The sequence below is a fragment of the Serinicoccus sp. CNJ-927 genome, assembly GCF_001942435.1.
Taxonomy (GTDB): domain Bacteria; phylum Actinomycetota; class Actinomycetes; order Actinomycetales; family Dermatophilaceae; genus Ornithinicoccus; species Ornithinicoccus marinus.
Map to the genome: position 1 here is coordinate 229168 of NZ_MKKF01000011.1, position 17797 is coordinate 246964.

The 17797-nt window shown below is 72.2% G+C and carries 19 protein-coding genes and 1 pseudogene; 12 read left to right on the forward strand and 8 right to left on the reverse strand.

Annotated features, from left to right (window positions below; genetic code table 11):
* Positions 1–42: 42 nt before the first annotated feature.
* Complete coding sequence (locus BJF86_RS19295) at positions 43–177, reverse strand: hypothetical protein (protein WP_269087256.1); 135 nt, start codon at positions 175–177, stop codon at positions 43–45.
* 7 nt (positions 178–184) lie between these two features.
* Positions 185–1141, reverse strand: a complete 957-nt coding sequence (coaA, locus tag BJF86_RS05075; protein WP_028130914.1) for a type I pantothenate kinase — start codon at positions 1139–1141, stop codon at positions 185–187.
* A 98-nt stretch (positions 1142–1239) separates the two neighbouring features.
* Here coaA and glmS point away from each other — a divergent pair, with 98 nt between their 5' ends.
* The 3 genes from glmS to BJF86_RS05090 are packed head-to-tail and all read left to right on the forward strand — an operon-like array spanning position 1240 to position 5006.
* On the forward strand, positions 1240–3099 hold the full coding sequence (glmS, locus tag BJF86_RS05080; protein WP_075810770.1) for a glutamine--fructose-6-phosphate transaminase (isomerizing): 1860 nt from the start codon (positions 1240–1242) through the stop codon (positions 3097–3099).
* Between the two features lie 34 nt (positions 3100–3133).
* Entirely contained in the window at positions 3134–3511 is a 378-nt protein-coding gene (locus BJF86_RS05085) for a holo-ACP synthase (RefSeq protein WP_075817202.1), read from the forward strand.
* Between the two features lies 1 nt (position 3512).
* A complete protein-coding gene (locus BJF86_RS05090) occupies positions 3513–5006 on the forward strand; it encodes a bifunctional ADP-dependent NAD(P)H-hydrate dehydratase/NAD(P)H-hydrate epimerase (RefSeq protein ID WP_075817203.1) in 1494 nt (497 codons plus the stop codon).
* Here BJF86_RS05090 and BJF86_RS05095 read toward each other — a convergent pair.
* On the reverse strand, positions 5003–5440 hold the full coding sequence (locus BJF86_RS05095) for a Fur family transcriptional regulator (RefSeq protein ID WP_075817204.1): 438 nt from the start codon (positions 5438–5440) through the stop codon (positions 5003–5005). The two genes, BJF86_RS05090 and BJF86_RS05095, sit on opposite strands and share 4 nt — an antisense overlap.
* Positions 5441–5526: 86 nt before the next feature.
* Between BJF86_RS05095 and BJF86_RS05100 the strand changes: the two are divergent.
* From BJF86_RS05100 to BJF86_RS18720, 4 genes and pseudogenes are all read left to right on the forward strand, one after another.
* Positions 5527–6149: pseudogene (locus BJF86_RS05100) on the forward strand (superoxide dismutase).
* Entirely contained in the window at positions 6146–6415 is a 270-nt protein-coding gene (locus BJF86_RS05105) for a hypothetical protein (protein ID WP_075817205.1), read from the forward strand. Before BJF86_RS05100 ends, BJF86_RS05105 begins: the two are co-directional and overlap by 4 nt.
* 21 nt (positions 6416–6436) lie before the next feature.
* Complete coding sequence (locus tag BJF86_RS18715) at positions 6437–6721, forward strand: VOC family protein (RefSeq protein WP_237768086.1); 285 nt, start codon at positions 6437–6439, stop codon at positions 6719–6721.
* Positions 6718–6894, forward strand: coding sequence for a VOC family protein (locus BJF86_RS18720; RefSeq protein ID WP_237768087.1), 177 nt, complete (start codon positions 6718–6720; stop codon positions 6892–6894). The genes BJF86_RS18715 and BJF86_RS18720 overlap by 4 nt, the downstream gene beginning before the upstream one ends.
* Before the next feature lie 130 nt (positions 6895–7024).
* Here the strand turns inward: BJF86_RS18720 and leuA are convergent, their stop codons facing one another.
* The 4 genes from leuA to leuC all read right to left on the reverse strand — a co-directional run bounded on the left by leuA (position 7025) and on the right by leuC (position 12218).
* Complete coding sequence (gene leuA, locus BJF86_RS05115; RefSeq protein WP_075810810.1) at positions 7025–8707, reverse strand: 2-isopropylmalate synthase; 1683 nt, start codon at positions 8705–8707, stop codon at positions 7025–7027.
* Positions 8708–8903: 196 nt separating this feature from the next.
* Positions 8904–9920 (reverse strand): TerC family protein, encoded by a 1017-nt coding sequence (locus BJF86_RS05120; protein ID WP_022924427.1) that lies wholly within the window; start codon positions 9918–9920, stop codon positions 8904–8906.
* Between the two features lie 262 nt (positions 9921–10182).
* A complete protein-coding gene (leuD, locus tag BJF86_RS05125) occupies positions 10183–10782 on the reverse strand; it encodes a 3-isopropylmalate dehydratase small subunit (protein WP_075817206.1) in 600 nt (199 codons plus the stop codon).
* Positions 10782–12218 (reverse strand): 3-isopropylmalate dehydratase large subunit, encoded by a 1437-nt coding sequence (gene leuC / locus BJF86_RS05130; protein WP_075817207.1) that lies wholly within the window; start codon positions 12216–12218, stop codon positions 10782–10784. Before leuC ends, leuD begins: the two co-directional genes overlap by 1 nt.
* Positions 12219–12261: 43 nt before the next feature.
* Between leuC and BJF86_RS05135 the strand changes: the two genes are divergently transcribed.
* From BJF86_RS05135 to BJF86_RS05150, 4 genes are read left to right on the forward strand one after another with little or no spacing between them, the layout of a single operon-like run.
* Entirely contained in the window at positions 12262–13437 is a 1176-nt protein-coding gene (locus BJF86_RS05135) for a 3-isopropylmalate dehydrogenase (protein ID WP_083652750.1), read from the forward strand.
* The gene (gene alr / locus BJF86_RS05140; protein WP_075817209.1) at positions 13434–14600 is read left to right on the forward strand and encodes an alanine racemase; all 1167 of its coding nucleotides are present in this window, start codon (positions 13434–13436) and stop codon (positions 14598–14600) included. The genes BJF86_RS05135 and alr overlap by 4 nt, the downstream gene beginning before the upstream one ends.
* Positions 14597–15094, forward strand: a complete 498-nt coding sequence (tsaE, locus tag BJF86_RS05145; protein ID WP_075817210.1) for a tRNA (adenosine(37)-N6)-threonylcarbamoyltransferase complex ATPase subunit type 1 TsaE — start codon at positions 14597–14599, stop codon at positions 15092–15094. Before alr ends, tsaE begins: the two co-directional genes overlap by 4 nt.
* Entirely contained in the window at positions 15091–15660 is a 570-nt protein-coding gene (locus tag BJF86_RS05150; RefSeq protein WP_075817211.1) for a hypothetical protein, read from the forward strand. Before tsaE ends, BJF86_RS05150 begins: the two co-directional genes overlap by 4 nt.
* On the opposite strand, the gene BJF86_RS05155 is transcribed toward BJF86_RS05150, so the two are convergent.
* Positions 15626–16027, reverse strand: a complete 402-nt coding sequence (locus BJF86_RS05155) for a S24 family peptidase (protein WP_075817212.1) — start codon at positions 16025–16027, stop codon at positions 15626–15628. The genes BJF86_RS05150 and BJF86_RS05155 overlap by 35 nt on opposite strands.
* Before the next feature lie 203 nt (positions 16028–16230).
* Here BJF86_RS05155 and BJF86_RS05160 point away from each other — a divergent pair, with 203 nt between their 5' ends.
* Positions 16231–17778 (forward strand): sugar transferase, encoded by a 1548-nt coding sequence (locus BJF86_RS05160; protein WP_202817317.1) that lies wholly within the window; start codon positions 16231–16233, stop codon positions 17776–17778.
* Positions 17779–17797: the final 19 nt, after the last annotated feature.

Genomic DNA, 17797 nt, shown 5'->3' on the forward strand with positions numbered 1-17797 from the left:
CCGGACAAAGCAATATCGCCTGTGTTGCGAAGACATCTTTGCTCAGGTCGAGATGGAGTCCGGGCCGGCGTGAGGGCCGGGGGCGAGATCGCCGACGCCCAGGGTGGTCATCGAGAGCGCGACATAGCTCAGCGTGCTGGCCACCCAGAAGGGGCGGAAGGTCGTGGGGAGGGCCACGGCTCGCTCAGAGGCGACGGAGCCGGACGCGGTCGACGCTGTGGTCGGCGCCCTTGAGCAGCACGAGGGTGGCGCGGCTGCGGGTGGGGAGGATGTTGTCGACGAGGTTGGGGGCGTTGATCGTGTCCCAGATGTTCTCCGCGATGTCCACGGCGGCGTCGTCGGTGAGCGAGGCATACCGGTGGAAGTGCGAGTCCGGGTCGGCGAAGGCGGTACGCCGCAGCTCGAGGAAGCGGTCGACGTACCACCGCTTGATGTCCCCGACGTGGGCGTCGACGTAGACGGAGAAGTCGAAGAAGTCGCTCACCGCCAGACCGGGGCGGCCGTCGTCGTGCGGGCGCGGCGGCTGCAGGACGTTCAGTCCTTCGACGATGAGGACGTCCGGCCGGCGCACCACGATCTGCTCGTCGGGCACGATGTCGTAGACGAGGTGGCTGTAGACCGGGGCCCGCACCTCGGCCCTGCCTGCCTTGACCTCGCTCACGAAGCGCAGCAGCGCCCGCCGGTCGTAGGACTCGGGGAAGCCCTTGCGCGGCATGAGGTTGCGGCGGGCCAGCACCTCGTTGGGGAAGAGGAAACCGTCGGTGGTGACCAGGTCCACCTGCGGCGCGGACTCCCAGCGCGAGATGAGCTCCTTGAGGATACGGGCGGTCGTCGACTTGCCCACCGCCACCGAGCCGGCGACGCCGATGACGAAGGGCGTCCGCTCGTGCCCCTCGTCGAGGAAGTCGCTCGTGACCTGGTGCAGCCGCCCGGTCGCCCGTTCGTAGAATGACAGCAGCCGGCTGATGGGCAGGTAGACCTGCTCCACCTCGGCGAGGTCGAGGCGCTCCCCGAGACCCCGCAAGCGCTCGACGTCGGCGGCGTCCAGCCGCATCGGGTGCTCCTCGCGCAGCCGGGCCCAGTCACCCCGGTCCAGCTCGACATACGGGGACGGTATGCCCGAGCTTCCCTGCGCACCCATGACGGGCATTGTGCCAAGCGCGGCGGCGCGAGGCGGACGGGCGTGCCGTGCCGCGGCAGATGCCGTGCGGGCGGGGGCGGACACGTAGGCTTGCCCCCATGTGCGGAATCGTCGGATATGTGGGTCCTCGGACCAGCGAGAAGGCCCTCGACGTCGTCATGGAGGGACTCGGGCGGCTGGAGTACCGCGGCTACGACTCGGCCGGTGTCGCCGTGGTCGAGCAGGGCGGTGTGGGCACGCGCAAGCGGGCCGGCAAGCTGACCAACCTGAGCCAGGCCCTGGTCGAGGCGCCGCTCCCGGAGACCGCGACCGCGATCGGGCATACCCGGTGGGCCACCCACGGGGGCCCGACCGACGCCAACGCCCACCCGCACCGAGGGGGGTCCGGCAGCAAGCTGGCGCTCGTCCACAACGGGATCATCGAGAACTTCCACGCGCTGAAGCAGTCGCTGCTCGCCGACGGGGTCGACTTCTCCTCCGAGACGGACACCGAGGTCGTCGCGCACCTGCTCGACCGCGCCTTCGCGGGGTCCGTCGACCTCACCGAGGCCATGCGCGAGGTCGTCGGCACGCTCGAGGGCGCCTTCACCCTGCTGGCGGTCCATGCCGACCAGCCGGACGTCGTCGTCGGGGCCCGCCGCAACAGCCCGCTCGTCGTCGGGCTCGGGGAGGGCGAGAACTACCTGGGGTCCGACGTGGCCGCCTTCATCGGGCACACCCGGCAGGCGCTGGAGCTGGGACAGGACCAGATCGTCACGATCACCCCGGACTCCTGCTCGGTCGTCAACTTCGACGGCTCGCCCAGCGAGGGCAAGGCCTACGAGGTCACCTGGGACGCCGCCGCCGCGGAGAAGGGCGGCTACGAGACCTTCATGGAGAAGGAGATCCACGAGCAGCCGCACGCGGTGGGTGACACCCTGCTCGGGCGCACCGATGCCGAGGGCAACCTCATGCTCGACGAGCTGCACATCCCGGTGGAGGAGCTCCGCGCCGTCGACAAGATCGTCATCGTGGCCTGCGGCACCGCGTCCTACGCCGGCATGGTCGCGAAGTACGCCATCGAGCGGTGGACCCGCATCCCCGTCGAGGTCGAGCTCGCCCACGAGTTCCGCTACCGCGACCCGGTCATCGACGCGCGCACGCTGGTCGTGTCGATCTCCCAGTCGGGTGAGACGATGGACACCCTCATGGCGGTCCGGCACGCCAAGGAGCTGGGCGCCAAGACGGTCTCGATCTGCAACACCCACGGCTCGACGATCCCGCGGGAGTCCGACGCCGTCCTCTACACCCACGCCGGTCCGGAGATCGCGGTCGCCTCGACCAAGGCCTTCCTGGCCCAGATCACCGCCTCCTACGTGCTCGGGCTCTTCCTCACCTCGCTGCGCGGCGAGTCCTACGGCCGCAGCGCCGCGGAGATCATGGCCGAGCTGCAGGGCATCCCGGACAAGATCGAGCAGCTGCTGGGCACCATGGACCGGGTCGAGGAGATCGCCTACTTCATGGCCGACTCCCGGTCGGTGCTCTTCCTCGGCCGGCACGTCGGCTACCCCATCGCGATGGAGGGGGCGCTCAAGCTCAAGGAGCTCGCCTACATCCACGCCGAGGGCTTCGCCGCCGGGGAGCTCAAGCACGGGCCGATCGCCCTCATCGAGCCCGGTCAGCCGGTCTTCGTGGTCGTGCCCTCCCCGGACAGCGAGCACGGGCTGCACGGCAAGGTCGTCTCCAACATCCAGGAGATCCGCGCCCGCGGTGCGCGCACCCTGGTCATCGCCGAGGAGGGCGACGACGACGTCGTGCCCTTCGCCGACGAGGTCATCCGGGTGCCGCGGACCTCGCCGCTGCTGGCGCCGCTGCTCACCGTCGTCCCGCTGCAGGTCTTCGCGCTGCACCTGTCGACCGCCAAGGGCCTGGACGTCGACCAGCCGCGCAACCTGGCCAAGTCGGTCACCGTCGAGTAGGCGGGGTCGTGGGCGTGCGGACCGGTGGTGCCCGGTGATCGTCGGCGTCGGGATCGACGTCGTCGACATCGCGCGCTTCACCGCGCGGCTGGACGCCAACGCCCGGCTCGGTGAACGGCTCTTCACAGCCCAGGAGCTGGGCCTGCGCCCCGAGTCGATGGCGGCCCGCTTCGCCGCCAAGGAGGCGCTGGCCAAGGCGCTGGGTGCCCCGGTGGGGCTGCGCTGGACCGACGCGTGGGTGGAGCGCGACGAGGCCGGCCGCCCCCACCTGCGCACCGAGGGCACGGTCCGCGCCCGGGCGGACCGGCTCGGCGTCACCCGCCTGCATGTCTCGCTCTCGCACGACGCCGGAGTCGCCTCCGCCGTGGTGATCGCCGAGGCCGACCCCGGCCCCACCCCCACAGGAGGCTGACATGCTCCAGGCGTATGCCGTGTCCGACGTCCGGGAGGCCGAGGCCCGGCTGCTCGAGGAGACGCCCGACGGCGAGCTGATGCGCCGCGCCTCGCGGGGGCTCGCCGACGTGGTGGCGGAGCGCGCCCGGCAGCGGCAGGTCCGTCGCGTCGTGGTCCTGGCCGGGCCGGGCAGCAACGGCGGCGACGCCCTGCACGCGGGCGCGATGCTCGCCGGCGAGCACGACGTGGAGGTCGTGGCGCTCGCGCCGCAGCTGCACGCCGGCGGCGAGGAGGCGGTGCGCTCGGCCGGGGTGACCATCCACGATACGGAGCCCGACGGCGAGGAGCTGCCGGCGGCGGTGCGCGAGCTGATCGACTCTGCGGAGGTCGTCGTCGACGGCCTGCTCGGCATCGGGGGACGCCCGGGGCTGAGCGGCATGATGCGGGCCACCGCCGAGGCGGTGCCGAGGACGGCATACGTCATCGCCGTCGACCTGCCCAGCGGCGCCGACCCCGACGGTGTCGCCGCCCCGGAGCACTGCGTGGTCGCCGACGAGACGGTGACCTTCGGGGTGCGCAAGCCGGTCCACCTGCTGCCGGCGACCGCGCCGGTGGTCGGCGAGGTGACGCTGGTCGACATCGGGCTCGAGGTGGGGGCCGCGCCGGTGGTCGAGCGGGTGGAGCACGCCGACGTCGCGGGCCTGTGGCCGGTCCCGGCGGCCGGCGACGACAAGTACCGGCGCGGGGTGCTCGGCGTCATCGCCGGCAGCGAGGAGTTCCCCGGGGCCGCAGTGCTCTGCACGACCTCGGCGCTGGAGGCCGGGGTGGGCATGGTGCGCTACCTCGGGCCGGAGCGTCCGGAGGGCCTCGTCCTGGCCGCCTGCCCCGAGGTGGTCCCCGGCCGGGGCCGGATCCAGGCGATGGTCATGGGCTCGGGCGTGCCGGTGACCGACGGGGAGACCTCCGACCGGCGCCAGATCCAGTGGTTCCGCCAGGCGCTGGCCAGCGAGGTCCCGCTCGTGGTCGACGCCGGCGCGCTGCAGCTGCTCGGCCACTGGCAGCGCACCGGGCACCTGCGCTGCGAGGCGCCGACGCTGCTGACGCCGCACGCCGGCGAGCTCGCGAGCCTGCTCAGCGAGCTGCGCGAGGAGGAGGTCTCGCGCGAGGACGTCGAGGCCGACCCGGTCCGGCACGCCCGGCGCGCCGCCCGCTCGACCGGTGCCGTCGTGCTGCTCAAGGGAGCCGTGACCGTCATCGCCGACCCCGACCCCCGGGTGCCGGTGCGCACCCAGGCGGACGGGCCGCACTGGCTGGCGACCGCGGGCGCGGGCGACGTCCTCGCCGGGCTGTGCGGAGCGCTCATGGCGGCCGGGGTGGAGCCGCGGGACGCCGGGGCGCTCGCCGCCCTCGTCCACGGGTTCGCAGCGCACCGGGCCAACCCCGGTGGCCCGGTCCGCGCCCTCTCGGTGGCCCGTGCGGTCGGGCCCGCCGTCGCCGCGCTGCTGACCGGCTAGTCCCGCGCGCACTCCGAGCAGGTCACCGACAGCGCGGTATGCCCGAGGTGCGGTTCGTAACCGTTGTCGCGCAGGTAGTCCGCGACCGGCGCCACGACCTCGGTCGGCAGGTCGACGACGCTGCCGCATCCGGAGCACGCCGCGTGGACGTGCGGGCGGCCGGACACGGCGGCCGAGAAGTGGAAGGTGGGCTCGCCGTGGTCGACGTGGACGTGGCTCAGCACCCCGGCCGCGCACAGGCTCTCCAGGGTCCGGTACGTCGTCGAGAGGTGCGGTGCGTCCTCCTCGCCCAGGGCCGCGTGGATCTGACCGGCCGTCGGGTGACCGCCGAGCCGGGCCAGGGTCCGCAGGATGTGCTCGCGCGGTCGGGTGAGGCGGCCGCCGCCGCCGCGCACCATGGTGCGGGCCCGGTCCACCAGCTCCTCCTCGCGCATACCCCCAGTGTGCCCGACGCCTCCGGTCGCCAGATGCGAGTCGTTCGCATTAAGGTCGAGGAACCACACCACACCAAGGAGCAGGCATGGCCGACTACACCCTCCCCGACCTCGACTACGACTACGGCGCGCTCGACCCGCACATCGCCGGGGAGATCATGGAGCTGCACCACTCCAAGCACCACCAGCCTACGTCGACGGGGCCAACACGGCCCTGGAGAAGATGGCCGAGGCCCGCGAGAAGGACGACTTCGCGACGATCGGCCTGCTCGCCAAGAACCTCGCCTTCAACCTCGGCGGGCACGTCAACCACTCGGTCTTCTGGCAGAACCTCTCCCCGGACGGCGGTGACAAGCCGGAGGGCGACATCGCCGCCGCCATCGACGACGCCTTCGGCTCCTTCGACGCCTTCCGCGGGCAGTTCACCGCGACGGCGACGTCCATCCAGGGCTCGGGGTGGTCCATCCTGGCGTGGGACAGCCTCGGCCAGCGGTTGGTCCTGGTCCAGCTCTACGACCAGCAGGGCAACCTGGCGATGGGCATGGTCCCGCTGCTCATGCTCGACATGTGGGAGCACGCCTTCTACCTGCAGTACCGCAACGTCAAGGCGGACTACGTGAAGGCCTGGTGGAACGTCGTGGACTGGGCCGACGTGCAGCGCAGGTTCGACGCGGCGCGCACGAGCACGGCGGGCCTCATCACGCCATGACCGAGCGCGACCTCCTTCCCCTGGTCCACGACGCGCAGCAGGTGGCGGGACTGCTGGCGGCACGCCGCCGCGGGCAGGAGGCCGAGGAGGACCTCGCCCTGCTGCTCCGGGAGACCGACGCGAAGGCCCTCGCCGGCGGCGCGATGCTGCTGGCCGACGTCGCCGTCGGGCTGCTCAGCCACCTGACCGGGGAGGACTACCAGCATTGCGTCCGTCGCCTCACGGTGGACCTGGAGAGCGCGGTTGCCGGAGGAGGGTCGGGCTGACCTGCTTGCTAGGTTGACCGTATGGATCAGCGTCTGTCCCTCGTGACCCTGGGTGTGAGCGACCTCGAGCGTGCCCGATCGTTCTACCAGGCCCTGGGCTGGACGCCCGGGCCCTCGCCCGAGCACATCGCCTTCTTCCAGGCCGGCGGCATGGTCGTCGCCCTCTGGGAGCGGGCCGCGCTCGCCGTCGACTCGGGGATCGACATCGACTCCGACACCGACGACACCCCCGGCAGCGGCGACGCCTGGGGCGGCAAGGTCCTCGGGGTCAACCTGCCCACGACCGCGGACGCGACGACCAGATGAAGGACGCCGAGGCGGCGGGCGCCGAGGTGCTGCGCGCGCCCAGCACCCGCTTCTGGGGCGGCTACTCGGGCGTCTTCACCGACCCGGACGGTCACGTCTGGGAGATCGCCCACAACCCCTTCTGGACCGTCACCGGGGACGGCCGGACCATCCTCGGCGACGGCCGGGGCTGACGCGGCTCGACCGACGCGGCCCGACCGACGCGGCCAGGCGGACGCGCCGGGGCGATCCGACGCCACCACCGGAATTCGACCTCTGGTTTATGCGCCATGGCGCACGAACCAGAGGTCGAATTCGGGCGGGTCAGGGCTGCGGGCGGTTGAGGGCGCTGCAGACCGCGTGCAGCGAGGCGCGCACGGTGGAGGAGTTGATGCCCACGCCCCACCTCACCTCGCCGCCGACAGCGCACTCGACGTAGGCGGCGGCGAGCGCGTCCTCCCCGGCGGAGAGGGCGTGCTCGGCGTAGTCGAGCACCCGGATGTCGTGGCCCAGGGCGTTCATGCCGTCCACGAAGGCCGAGATGGGGCCGTTGCCGTGCCCGGAGATCTGCCGGTCCTGGCCGTCGACCGTGACGCTCGCCTCGAGCCGGACGTCGTCGGCGTCACCCTCCACGTGCGAGCTGGTGAAGTCGTGCAGGACGATCGGCCCGTCCTGCTCGAGGTATTCGTGCTGGAAGGACTCCCAGATCTGCGTGGGGGTCATCTCCCCGCCCTCGGTGTCGGTGTGCCGCTGGACCGCCTGGCTGAACTCGATCTGCAGGCGCCGGGGCAGGTCGAGCTTGCGCTCGGTCTTCATGACGTAGGCCACGCCACCCTTGCCGGACTGGCTGTTGACCCGGATCACGGCCTCGTAGGTGCGCCCGATGTCCTTGGGGTCGACGGGCAGGTAGGGCACCTCCCACCGGAACGCGTCGACCTCGGCACCAGCGGCGGAGGCGTCCCGCTCCATTGCCTCCAGGCCCTTCTTGATCGCGTCCTGGTGGCTGCCGGAGAAGGCGGTGAAGACGAGGTCGCCGCCGTAGGGGTGCCGCTCGGGCACGGGCAGCTGGTTGCAGTGCTCCACGGTGCGCCGGATCTCGTCGATGTCGGAGAAGTCGATCATCGGGTCGACGCCCTGGCTGAACAGGTTCATACCCAGGGTCACCAGGCAGACGTTGCCGGTGCGCTCACCGTTGCCGAACAGGCAGCCCTCGATCCGGTCGGCGCCCGCCAGGTATCCCAGCTCGGCAGCGGCCACGCCGGTCCCACGGTCGTTGTGGGGGTGCAGCGACAGGATCACGTGCTCCCGGTGGTCCAGGTGGCGGCTCATCCACTCGATGGAGTCGGCGTACACGTTGGGCGTGGCCATCTCCACCGTCGCCGGCAGGTTGATGATGACCGGGGTCTGCGCCGTCGGGACGAAGACCTCCATCACCGCGTTGCAGACGCGGGCGGCGAACTCCAGCTCGGTGCCGGTGTAGGACTCGGGGGAGTACTCGTAGAAGACGTCCGTGCCCGGAGGCAGCTGCTCCTCGTACTTCTTGCAGGCGCGCGCACCGCGCACGGCGATGTCGACGATCTCGTCCTCGCTCGCGCCGAAGACGACCCGCCGCTGCAGCGTGGACGTCGAGTTGTAGAGGTGGACGATGGCCTGCCGGGCGCCGGCGATGGCCTCGTAGGTGCGCTCGATGAGGTGCTCCCGGGCCTGGGTCAGGACCTGGATCACCACGTCGTCGGGGATCAGGTCCTCCTCGATGAGCATGCGGACGAAGTCGAAGTCGGTCTGGCTGGCGGCCGGGAAACCGACCTCGATCTCCTTGTAGCCCATGCGCACGAGCAGCTCGAACATGCGGCGCTTCCGGTCCGGGGTCATCGGGTCGATGAGCGCCTGGTTGCCGTCACGCAGGTCGACCGCGCACCACCGTGGTGCCTCGGTGATGGTGCGGCTCGGCCAGGTGCGGTCCGGCAGGTCGACCGCCGGGAAGGGGGCATACCGGTCGATCGGCATGCCGCTGGGCTGCTGGGGGTTGGGGTGATGCACCGCAGAGGTGTCGGTGGTGATGACGCTCACGAGAGAATCTCCTCGCTGGGGGCTGGTGGGCTGGTGTCCGTGGCAGCAGCGACTCCGCAGCGAGGGCCGGACCTAGGAGGTCTCGCTGCGGCAGCCGAGGAGGAGCAGGTGAGTCATCGCCTGCGACTCTAGCTCATGACGATGACGTCGCGTCAACCCGGGACCGCGCGTCGCGCCGCTCCGCGACCACGCTGGTGAGGACGGTGACCGCGAGGATGCCGACGATGACCAGCAGCGAGGCCAGGGTGGGGACGGTCGGCACGCCCTCCCAGACGCCGTGCGCCCAGTGCAGCACGAGCTTGACGCCGATGAAGGCCAGGATGAGCGACAGGCCGTAGCCCAGGTGGCGCAGCTGCCCCAGCGCCCCCTCGAGCACGAAGTAGAGGGCGCGCAGGCCGAGCAGGGCGAAGGCGTTGGTGGCGAAGACCAGGTAGGGGTCACCGGTGATGCCGTAGACCGCGGGCACGGAGTCGACGGCGAAGACGACGTCGGTGCCGAGGATCGCCAGGGCGACCAGCGCGAAGGGGGTGAGCGCCCGGCGGCCGCCCTCCCGCACGGTGAAGCGGGTGCCCCGGTAGTCGTCGGTGACGGCGAAGAAGCGACGGGTGAGGCGGACGGCAGGCAGCTTGGCCACCTCCACGTGGCTGTCCGTCCGGGCGTCCTTGAGCACCTTCCAGGCGGTCGCCAGCAGGATGAGACCGAAGACGAGGAAGGTGACGGCGAAGTTGGCGATGAGGGCTGCGCCCAGGGCGATGAAGATGCCGCGCAGGACCAGCGCGCCGATGATGCCGATGAGCAGCACCCGCTGCTGCAGCTCGCGGGGCACGGCGAAGGCGCTCAGGATGAGGATGAAGACGAAGAGGTTGTCGACCGACAGCGACTTCTCGACGAGGTAGCCGGTGTAGTACTCCAGCCCGGTCTGGCTGCCGAAACGCTGCCAGATCCAGAGCCCGAAGAGCAGCGGCAGCGCGAGGTAGAAGACCGACCAGGCCAGCGCCTCCTTCATCGACACCGCGTGCGGCCGCCGGGTCAGGACCATGTCGAAGGCCAGCAGCAGGACCACCCCGCCAAAGGTGATGGCCCACAGCACCGGGTCGGCGATGCTGCTGGTGGAGGTGGTCTCGGCCGGGGCCAGGGGAAGGAACGTCACGAAGGGTCCTCTCGATCACGACGCGCGGATCGAGGTCTCTTTCACCCTGGCACCAGGCGCGCGCCGAGCGGGGCTCGGGCCCCGCGTAGTGGCCGACGCGACGTTCGGGAAATACTCCCCTCGAAGGGCCAACGATAGGAACGGCCGGGGCCGGGTGTCAACGTGGCGCCTCGTCTGCCGTATGCCGCCTGTCCCTGCCGCGCGCCGCGACGGCGCCCCTGCCGTGCGCCGCCTGCCGAGAAGGTGCCCCCGCCGCTCGGGGTCAGTCCACGGCCGAGGTGACCGTCGGCTTCCAGGAGGGACGGCCGCGCTCGAACGCCGCGATGTCGTCCTCGTGGCCCAGGGTCAGGGAGATGTCGTCCAGGCCGTTCTCCAGCCGCCACGCGACGTAGTCGTCCACCTGGAAGGGCGCGGTGATGTCGCCGCAGACGACGCCGCGGCCCGGCAGGTCGACGGTGATCTCGGTGCCGGGCTCGGCCTCGAGCTGCTTCCAGATGAGCTCGATGTCGCCCTGGTCCAGCTGCGCCGTGAGCAGGCCCTGCTTGCCCGAGTTGCCGCGGAAGATGTCGGCGAACCGGCTGGAGAGCACCGCGCGGAAGCCGTACTGCTGCAGCGCCCACACGGCGTGCTCGCGGCTGGACCCGGTGCCGAAGTTGGGACCGGCGACCAGGACGCTGCCCGCGCCGTAGGCCGGCTGGTTGAGGACGAAGTCGGGGTCCTCGCGCCAGCGCGAGAAGAGGCCCTTCTCGAAGCCGGTGCGCGAGACCTGCTTGAGCCAGTGCGCGGGGATGATCTGGTCGGTGTCGACGTCGGAGCGCCGCAGCGGCACGCCGATCCCGGTATGCGTGGTGAACGGCTCCATCAGACCAGTGCTCCCTGGGTCGTGCCGGTGGGGCTCAGGTCGGCCGGGCCGGAGAGCGTGCCGCGGACGGCGGTGGCCGCCGCGACCGCGGGCGACACGAGATGGGTCCGCCCGCGTGCTCCCTGACGCCCCTCGAAGTTGCGGTTGGAGGTCGAGGCGCAGCGTTCCTCCGGGGAGAGCTGGTCGGGGTTCATGCCGAGGCACATGGAGCACCCGGCGAGCCGCCACTCGGCCCCCGCGTCGACGAAGACCTGGTCCAGCCCCTCGGCCTCGGCCTGCTGCCGCACCGCGTGCGACCCCGGCACGACGAGCACCCGCACCCCGGGAGCGACGGTGCGGCCCCGCAGGACGTCGGCGGCCAGCCGGAGGTCCTCGATCCGCCCGTTGGTGCACGAGCCGAGGAAGACCGCGTCCACGGCGATCTCCCGCATGGGTGTCCCGGCCTCCAGCCCCATGTAGGCCAGGGCCCGGCGCGCGGTGTCCTGGGCGTCCTCGTCACCGGCGTCGGCCGGGTCCGGCACCGCCTGACCGAGCTGCACCGACTGCGCCGGGTTGGTGCCCCAGGTGACGTAGGGGCTCAGGCTGCTGCCGTCGATGACGACCTCGGCGTCGAAGACCGCGTCGTCGTCGGTGCGCAGCGCGCGCCAGGCCTCCACCGCGGCGTCCCAGTCGGCCCCGGTCGGTGCGTGCGGGCGACCCTGCACGTAGTCGAAGGTCGTCTGGTCCGGGGCGATCATGCCGGCCCGGGCCCCCGCCTCGATCGACATGTTGCAGATGGTCATCCGGCCCTCCATCGACAAGGCCTCGATCGCCGGTCCGCGGTACTCCAGCACGTAGCCCTGCCCGCCACCGGTGCCGATCCGGTTGATGACCGCGAGGATGATGTCTTTGGCGCCCACGCCGTCGGGCAGCGAGCCCTCGACCGTGATCGCCATCGTGCGGAACGGCCGCAGCGGCAGCGTCTGGGTGGCCAGCACGTGCTCCACCTCCGAGGTCCCGATGCCGAAGGCGAGCGCCCCGAAGGCGCCGTGCGTCGAGGTGTGGCTGTCCCCGCACACGATGGTCATCCCGGGTTGCGTCAGCCCCAGCTCGGGGCCGATGACGTGCACGATGCCCTGCCCCAGCCGGCCCCGCTCGTGGTGCACGATGCCGAACTCCTCGCAGTTGGTGCGGAGCGCGTCGAGCTGCGTGCGGGAGGTCAGGTCCGTCACCGGGCCGAGCGTGGTGGGGACGTTGTGGTCCTCGGTCGCCAGCGTGAGGTCCGGGCGCCGGACCGGGCGGCCCTTCTCGCGCAGCCCGTCGAAGGCCTGCGGGCTCGTCACCTCGTGCACGAGGTGCAGGTCGATGTAGAGCAGGTCCGGCTCGCCCTCGACGGAGCGCACCACGTGCTGCTCCCAGAGCTTCTCGGCCAGGGTCCGTCCAGCTCGTTCGGACACGGTCCGACCCCTTCCATGTCGCCGTGGTGGCGGGTGAGAGACAATGCGCTCAACTGTAAGCCCAGTCGTTGACGTGACGTCACGGAGGTCGTCTGTGCCCACCCGCTCCCATTCCCTCGCCGTCCTGCCGGGAGACGGTGTCGGCCCGGAGGTGACCGCCGCCGCGCTGGAGGTCCTCGACGCCGCGCAGCAGCGTTTCGGTTTCACGACCGAGCGCACCGTCGTCCCCCTGGGCGCCGAGCACTACCTCGAGACCGGCGAGCTGCTCACCGAGGACACGGTCGCGCAGCTGCGCGAGCACGACGCCATCCTCTTCGGCGCGATCGGCAGCCCGAAGGTGCGTCCGGGAATCCTTGAGCGGGGGATCATCCTCGCGCTGCGCGGAGCCATGCGGCAGGCGGTCAACCTGCGCCCGGTCCGGCTCTACCCCGGCGTCCCGACCCCGATCGCCGGTCTGGAGCCGCAGCGCTGCGACCTGGTCATCGTGCGGGAGAACACCGAGGGCGCCTACGTCGCGCAGGGCAGCACCGTGCACCGCGGCACCCCGGCCCGCACCGCGGTGCAGGAGTCGGTCAACACCTGGTATGCCGTCGAGCGCGCCGTCGAGTTCGCCTACCGGCTGGCCTCGGTGCGGCGCGGGCGGCTCACGCTGTGCCACAAGACCAACGTGCTGGTCGAGGCCGGGTCGCTGTGGCTTGACGTCATGGAGGAGGTCGGGCAGCGCTTCCCCGACGTGGAGACCGACTACGTCCACGTCGACGCGATGTGCATGCACCTGCCGGTGAGCCCGGAGCGCTTCGACGTCGTCGTCACCGACAACCTCTTCGGCGACATCGTCACCGACCTGGGTGCGGTCGTCCAGGGCGGCCTGGGGGTCGCCGCCAGCGGCAACCTCAACCTGGAGGGGACCGGCACGAGCATGTTCGAGCCCATCCACGGGTCGGCGCCGGACATCGCCGGTCGGGGCTGGGCCAACCCGGCGGGCGCCTGCCTCTCGCTCGCGCTCCTGCTGGGCGAGCTCGGCGAGGGCGAGGCCGCCGCCACGGTGGAGGGCGCCACCGCCGCCGTGCTGGGGCAGCTGCCGGCGCTGGCCGGGGAGGCGATGGGCGCGAGCACCGCAGAGCTCGGTGCGCGGATCGCCGCAGCGGTCGCCGAGGGGAGCACGAGCCCGGTCCCGGGCAGCCTCATGGGCCAGCTGGCCCGGGTGAGGACTGCGTGAACGACCTCTACCCCGCCCGGGCGGTCGTCGACCTGGACGCCATCGCGCACAACGTGGGGGTCCTGCGGGAGCGCGCGGGCTCGGCGGAGGTCATGGCCGTCGTCAAGGCCGACGCCTACGGCCACGGGCTGGTCCCGAGCGCCCGGGCGGCGCTCGCCGGGGGCGCGGCGGCGCTCGGGGTGGCGCAACCCACGGAGGCGCTCGCGCTGCGCGCCGCCGGAGTGGGAGCCCCGCTGCTGTGCTGGCTCACCGCGCCTGGGACCGATCTGGGCCCGCTGGTCCGTGAGGGTGTGGAGGTCGCCGCCTCGGCCCGCTGGACGCTGGACGCCGTGGCAGCGGCGGCCCGGGAGCAGGACCGGGTGGCCGTCGTCCAGCTCAAGGCCGACACCGGCCTGGGGCGCAACGGCGCCTATGCCCTGCCGCTCCGGTCGGGCCCGGACACGGAATGGTCCGACCTGGTGGCGCACGCCGCTGCGCTCCAGGCAGAGGGCGTGCTGCGGGTGCGCGGTGTCTTCAGCCACTTCGCGCACGCCGACGCGCCCTCCCACCCCACGGTCCGGGGGCAGCAGGAGACCTTCGCCCGGGCCGTCGCCGTGGCGGAGGAGGCGGGGCTGCGCCTCGAGGTCCGGCACCTGAGCAACTCCGCGGCGACCCTGACCACCCCGGAGGCCGCCTGGGACATGGTGCGCCCCGGCCTCGCCGTCTACGGGCTGACGCCGGTGCCCGAGGTGGGCTCGGCGCCGGACTTCGGGCTCCGGCCGGCGATGCGGGTCGTCGCGCGCTCCGTGCTCGCCAAGCGGCTGCCCGCCGGCCAGGGGATCTCCTACGGGCACGCCTACGCCCCGTCGCGCGAGACCACCGTCCTCGACGTCCCGATCGGGTATGCCGACGGCATACCCCGTCACGCCTCCGGTGCCGGTCCGGTCCAGGTGCGCGGGCAACGGTTCTCCGTCTCCGGCCGCGTGTGCATGGACCAGTTCGTCGTGGACGTCGGCGACCTGGACGTCGACGACGGCGAGGAGGTGGTGCTCTTCGGTCCGGGGGACGACGGGGAGCCCACCGCGCAGGAGTGGGCCGACGCCGCGGGGACCATCAGCTACGAGATCGTCAGCCGTCTGGGGTCCAGGGTGCCGCGCGAGCACGTCGGGGCGATCGCCAGATGACCCCGGAGCACGAACGGCGGCGGACGCTGCCGACGGCGCAGGACACCCGGGACCTCGGGCGCGAGCTGGGCGCGGTGCTCCGCGAGGGCGACCTGGTGGTGCTCACCGGTGACCTCGGGGCGGGGAAGACGACCTTCACCCAGGGGCTGGCCGAGGGTCTGGGCGTCCGGGGCCCGATCACCTCGCCGACCTTCGTCATCGCCCGGGTGCACCCGTCGGTGACCGGGGGGCCGGACCTCGTGCACGTCGACGCCTACCGGCTCTCCGGCGGCGCCGAGCTGGACGACCTCGACCTGGACGCCTCGCTGGAGAAGTCGGTGACGGTGGTCGAGTGGGGCGAGGGGCTGGCCGAGAGCCTGGCCGCGCAGCGGCTCGAGGTGCTGCTGCAGCGCTCCGGGAGCGAGGACGAGGAGGAGCAGGAGCGCGTCGCGGTGCTGCGCGGGGTGGGGGAGCGCTGGGCCGACGGACTCGCCGAGGTGGGGCAGGAGCGATGAGCGCACCGACGATCCTCACGGTATGCACCGGCAACGTGTGCCGTTCCCCGCTGCTGGAGCGGATGCTCCAGCGCGACGTCGACGGCGCGCACGGACCCGGACGCGTCGCCGTCCGCTCCGCCGGGACCGGGGCGCTCGTCGGCGCGCCCATGGACGAGCGGTCGGCCGAGATCCTCGTCGGGCTGGGTGGCGACCCGACCGGGTTCGTGGCCCGGCGGCTCACCGCCGAGCTGGTGTCCGACGCCGCTCTCGTCCTCGCCGCGACGCCGACGCACCGCTCGCAGGTCGTCCAGCTGGACCCCCGTGCGCTGCGGCGGACCTTCACCGCGCAGGAGTTCGCCGGGCTGGTCGCGGCCGTGCCGGAAGAGGACCTCCCGACGTGGGAGGAGCCGGCCACGGCTCTGGCCGAGCTGTGCACGGCGGCCCGGGCCGCCCGGGGCGCCGCGACCCGCCCGGCCGGCGAAGGTCTGGTCGATCCCTACCGGCAGCCGGACGCGGTCTACGACCGGCTCCGGGCCCAGGTGGTGGAGCTCAGGCCGCTCCTCGCCCGCGGTCTCGCCCGCTGAGCCGGGAGGGGTCCGGGCGCAGCAGCCGGGGCCAGCGGCGCGGGCGCCGGCGGGGCAGCCGGAGCAGCGCGACGGCGACGAGGGCCTGCGGTTCGAGGTGTCCCAGCTCGCGGGAGTCGGTGCCGTGCCCGTCGGAGAGCACCCAGAGCGCTCCGTCGTGACGGATGCGCGCCAGCCGCTTGACCGCCAGGGGCCGGGGACTGCCGGCGTGGTCCGGCGGCAGTCGGACCACGACGACGGAGCCAGGACGCGGCCGGCCGCCGTGGCGGACCAGCAGCCGGTCACCGGGCGCCAGGATCGGCAGCATCGAGGATCCGGTCACGCGCGCCACCCCCACCGCGCCGGGGTGTCCCCACGTGTCACTCACACGCGATAGGGTAGCGAGCGACCCAGGGGTGACATCGGGTCGACGATGGGATGAGCACGGGATGTCCAAGAAGCGGACATTTTCCGCGTGTGGGGGTAGACGCCGTCGCGCGTGGGTGCTTTACTGAGAGGTAGGTAAAGATTTAGTAAGGTCAGGCTGATAGGGGATCGGCCGCATACCACAGGGACAGGATGGGAATTGCCGTGACCGTGATCGCAGGCGCCGCAGCACGTGAGGCGTCGGGGACGTCGATGAGAACTGTCGACGCCAGCTACCCCTTCGTCATCCCGGACTCGCTCCAGGGGATGGTCGACCGACCGAGCGGCGGTCGCAAGACGCCGCACCGTGCCCGGCGCTACCTCGCGCCCTACCTCAGCACCCTCAAGGTGCTCGACCTCGTGCTCATCACCGTGGCGGTCCTGGCCGCCTACGTGACCCGCTTCGGGCTGGACGAGTCCATGCAGCGGGTCTCCGGCATCGGCTACGGCTACATCGCCTTCACCCTGGTGCTCGTCTGGGTGCTCGCCCTCCACGTCCAGCGGGCCTACGACGGCCGCACCGTGGGCCACGGGGTGCAGGAGTACCGCCAGGTCTTCGCCGCCTCCACCTGGGTCTTCGCCGCCGTCGCCATCGTCGGCTTCGCCTTCCGGCTCGAGATCGCCCGTGGCTTCGTGATCGTGGCCTTCCCGCTGGGGACGTTGATGCTGCTCGCCGGCCGCTGGGGCGCCCGGCGCTGGCTGGTGGCCCGTCGCAAGAGCGGCCAGCTGTCCGACCGCGTCATCCTCGTCGGTGACGCGAACCACGTCGCCGGGCTCGTCACCGCGCTGCGCCGCAGCCCGGACGCCGGCTACAACGTCCTGGGCGCCTGTGTCGACGACGCCGAGGGCACGGTGCAGGGCGTGCCGGTGCTCGGCCCGGAGTCGGACGTGCTGCTCCAGGCCCTGGACCACCACGTCGACGTCGTGGCGGTCTCCTCCTCGGCCGGCCTCGGGACCACCGGGCTGCGCCAGCTCGGGTGGGCGCTGGAGTCCACCGACATCGACCTCGTCGTCGCCCCCGGCATCATGGACGTCGCCGGTCCCCGCGTGCTCACCCGCCCGGTGCAGGGCCTGCCGCTCATCCACGTCGAGGCCCCGCGCTTCGTCGGTCCCGAGCGGGTGCTCAAGAACGTCATGGACCGGCTCATGGCCCTGGCGGTCACGCTGGTCCTGCTGCCGGTCATGCTCGCCGTGGCGCTGGCGGTCAAGCTCGAGGACCGCGGCCCGGTGCTCTTCCGTCAGGAGCGCATCGGCCAGGACGGTCGCAGCTTCTCGATGTTCAAGTTCCGCAGCATGGTCATGGACGCCGAGGCCCGGCTCGCCGAGCTGAGAGACTCCAACGAGGGCGCCGGCCCGATGTTCAAGATGCAGCGCGACCCGCGGGTCACCCGCGTGGGCGCCTTCATCCGGCGCTACTCCCTGGACGAGCTGCCCCAGCTGCTCAACGTGCTGCGCGGCGAGATGAGCCTGGTCGGACCCCGTCCGCCGCTGCCGCGCGAGGTCGCCGAGTATGCCCGTGACACGCACCGCCGTCTGCTGGTGCGGCCCGGCATGACCGGCCTGTGGCAGATCAGCGGCCGCAGCGACCTCTCCTGGGAGGAGGCGGTGCGCCTCGACCTCTATTACGTGGAGAACTGGAGCCCTCTTCTCGACGGCATGATCATGTGGCGCACCGCGCGGGTCGTGCTCGGCTCCGAGAGCGGCGCCTACTGAGCGAGCCCGCCTCGGCTAG

Coding starts and splice junctions, on each gene's coding strand:
- coaA (WP_028130914.1), bottom strand. CDS start 1,141: ATGGGTGCGCAGGGAAGCTCGGGCATACCGTCCCCGTATGTCGAGCTG.
- glmS (WP_075810770.1), top strand. CDS start 1,240: ATGTGCGGAATCGTCGGATATGTGGGTCCTCGGACCAGCGAGAAGGCC.
- BJF86_RS05090 (WP_075817203.1), top strand. CDS start 3,513: ATGCTCCAGGCGTATGCCGTGTCCGACGTCCGGGAGGCCGAGGCCCGG.
- BJF86_RS05095 (WP_075817204.1), bottom strand. CDS start 5,440: ATGCGCGAGGAGGAGCTGGTGGACCGGGCCCGCACCATGGTGCGCGGC.
- BJF86_RS05105 (WP_075817205.1), top strand. CDS start 6,146: ATGACCGAGCGCGACCTCCTTCCCCTGGTCCACGACGCGCAGCAGGTG.
- BJF86_RS18715 (WP_237768086.1), top strand. CDS start 6,437: ATGGATCAGCGTCTGTCCCTCGTGACCCTGGGTGTGAGCGACCTCGAG.
- BJF86_RS18720 (WP_237768087.1), top strand. CDS start 6,718: ATGAAGGACGCCGAGGCGGCGGGCGCCGAGGTGCTGCGCGCGCCCAGC.
- leuA (WP_075810810.1), bottom strand. CDS start 8,707: ATGCCGATCGACCGGTATGCCCCCTTCCCGGCGGTCGACCTGCCGGAC.
- leuD (WP_075817206.1), bottom strand. CDS start 10,782: ATGGAGCCGTTCACCACGCATACCGGGATCGGCGTGCCGCTGCGGCGC.
- BJF86_RS05135 (WP_083652750.1), top strand. CDS start 12,262: ATGCGCTCAACTGTAAGCCCAGTCGTTGACGTGACGTCACGGAGGTCG.
- tsaE (WP_075817210.1), top strand. CDS start 14,597: ATGACCCCGGAGCACGAACGGCGGCGGACGCTGCCGACGGCGCAGGAC.
- BJF86_RS05150 (WP_075817211.1), top strand. CDS start 15,091: ATGAGCGCACCGACGATCCTCACGGTATGCACCGGCAACGTGTGCCGT.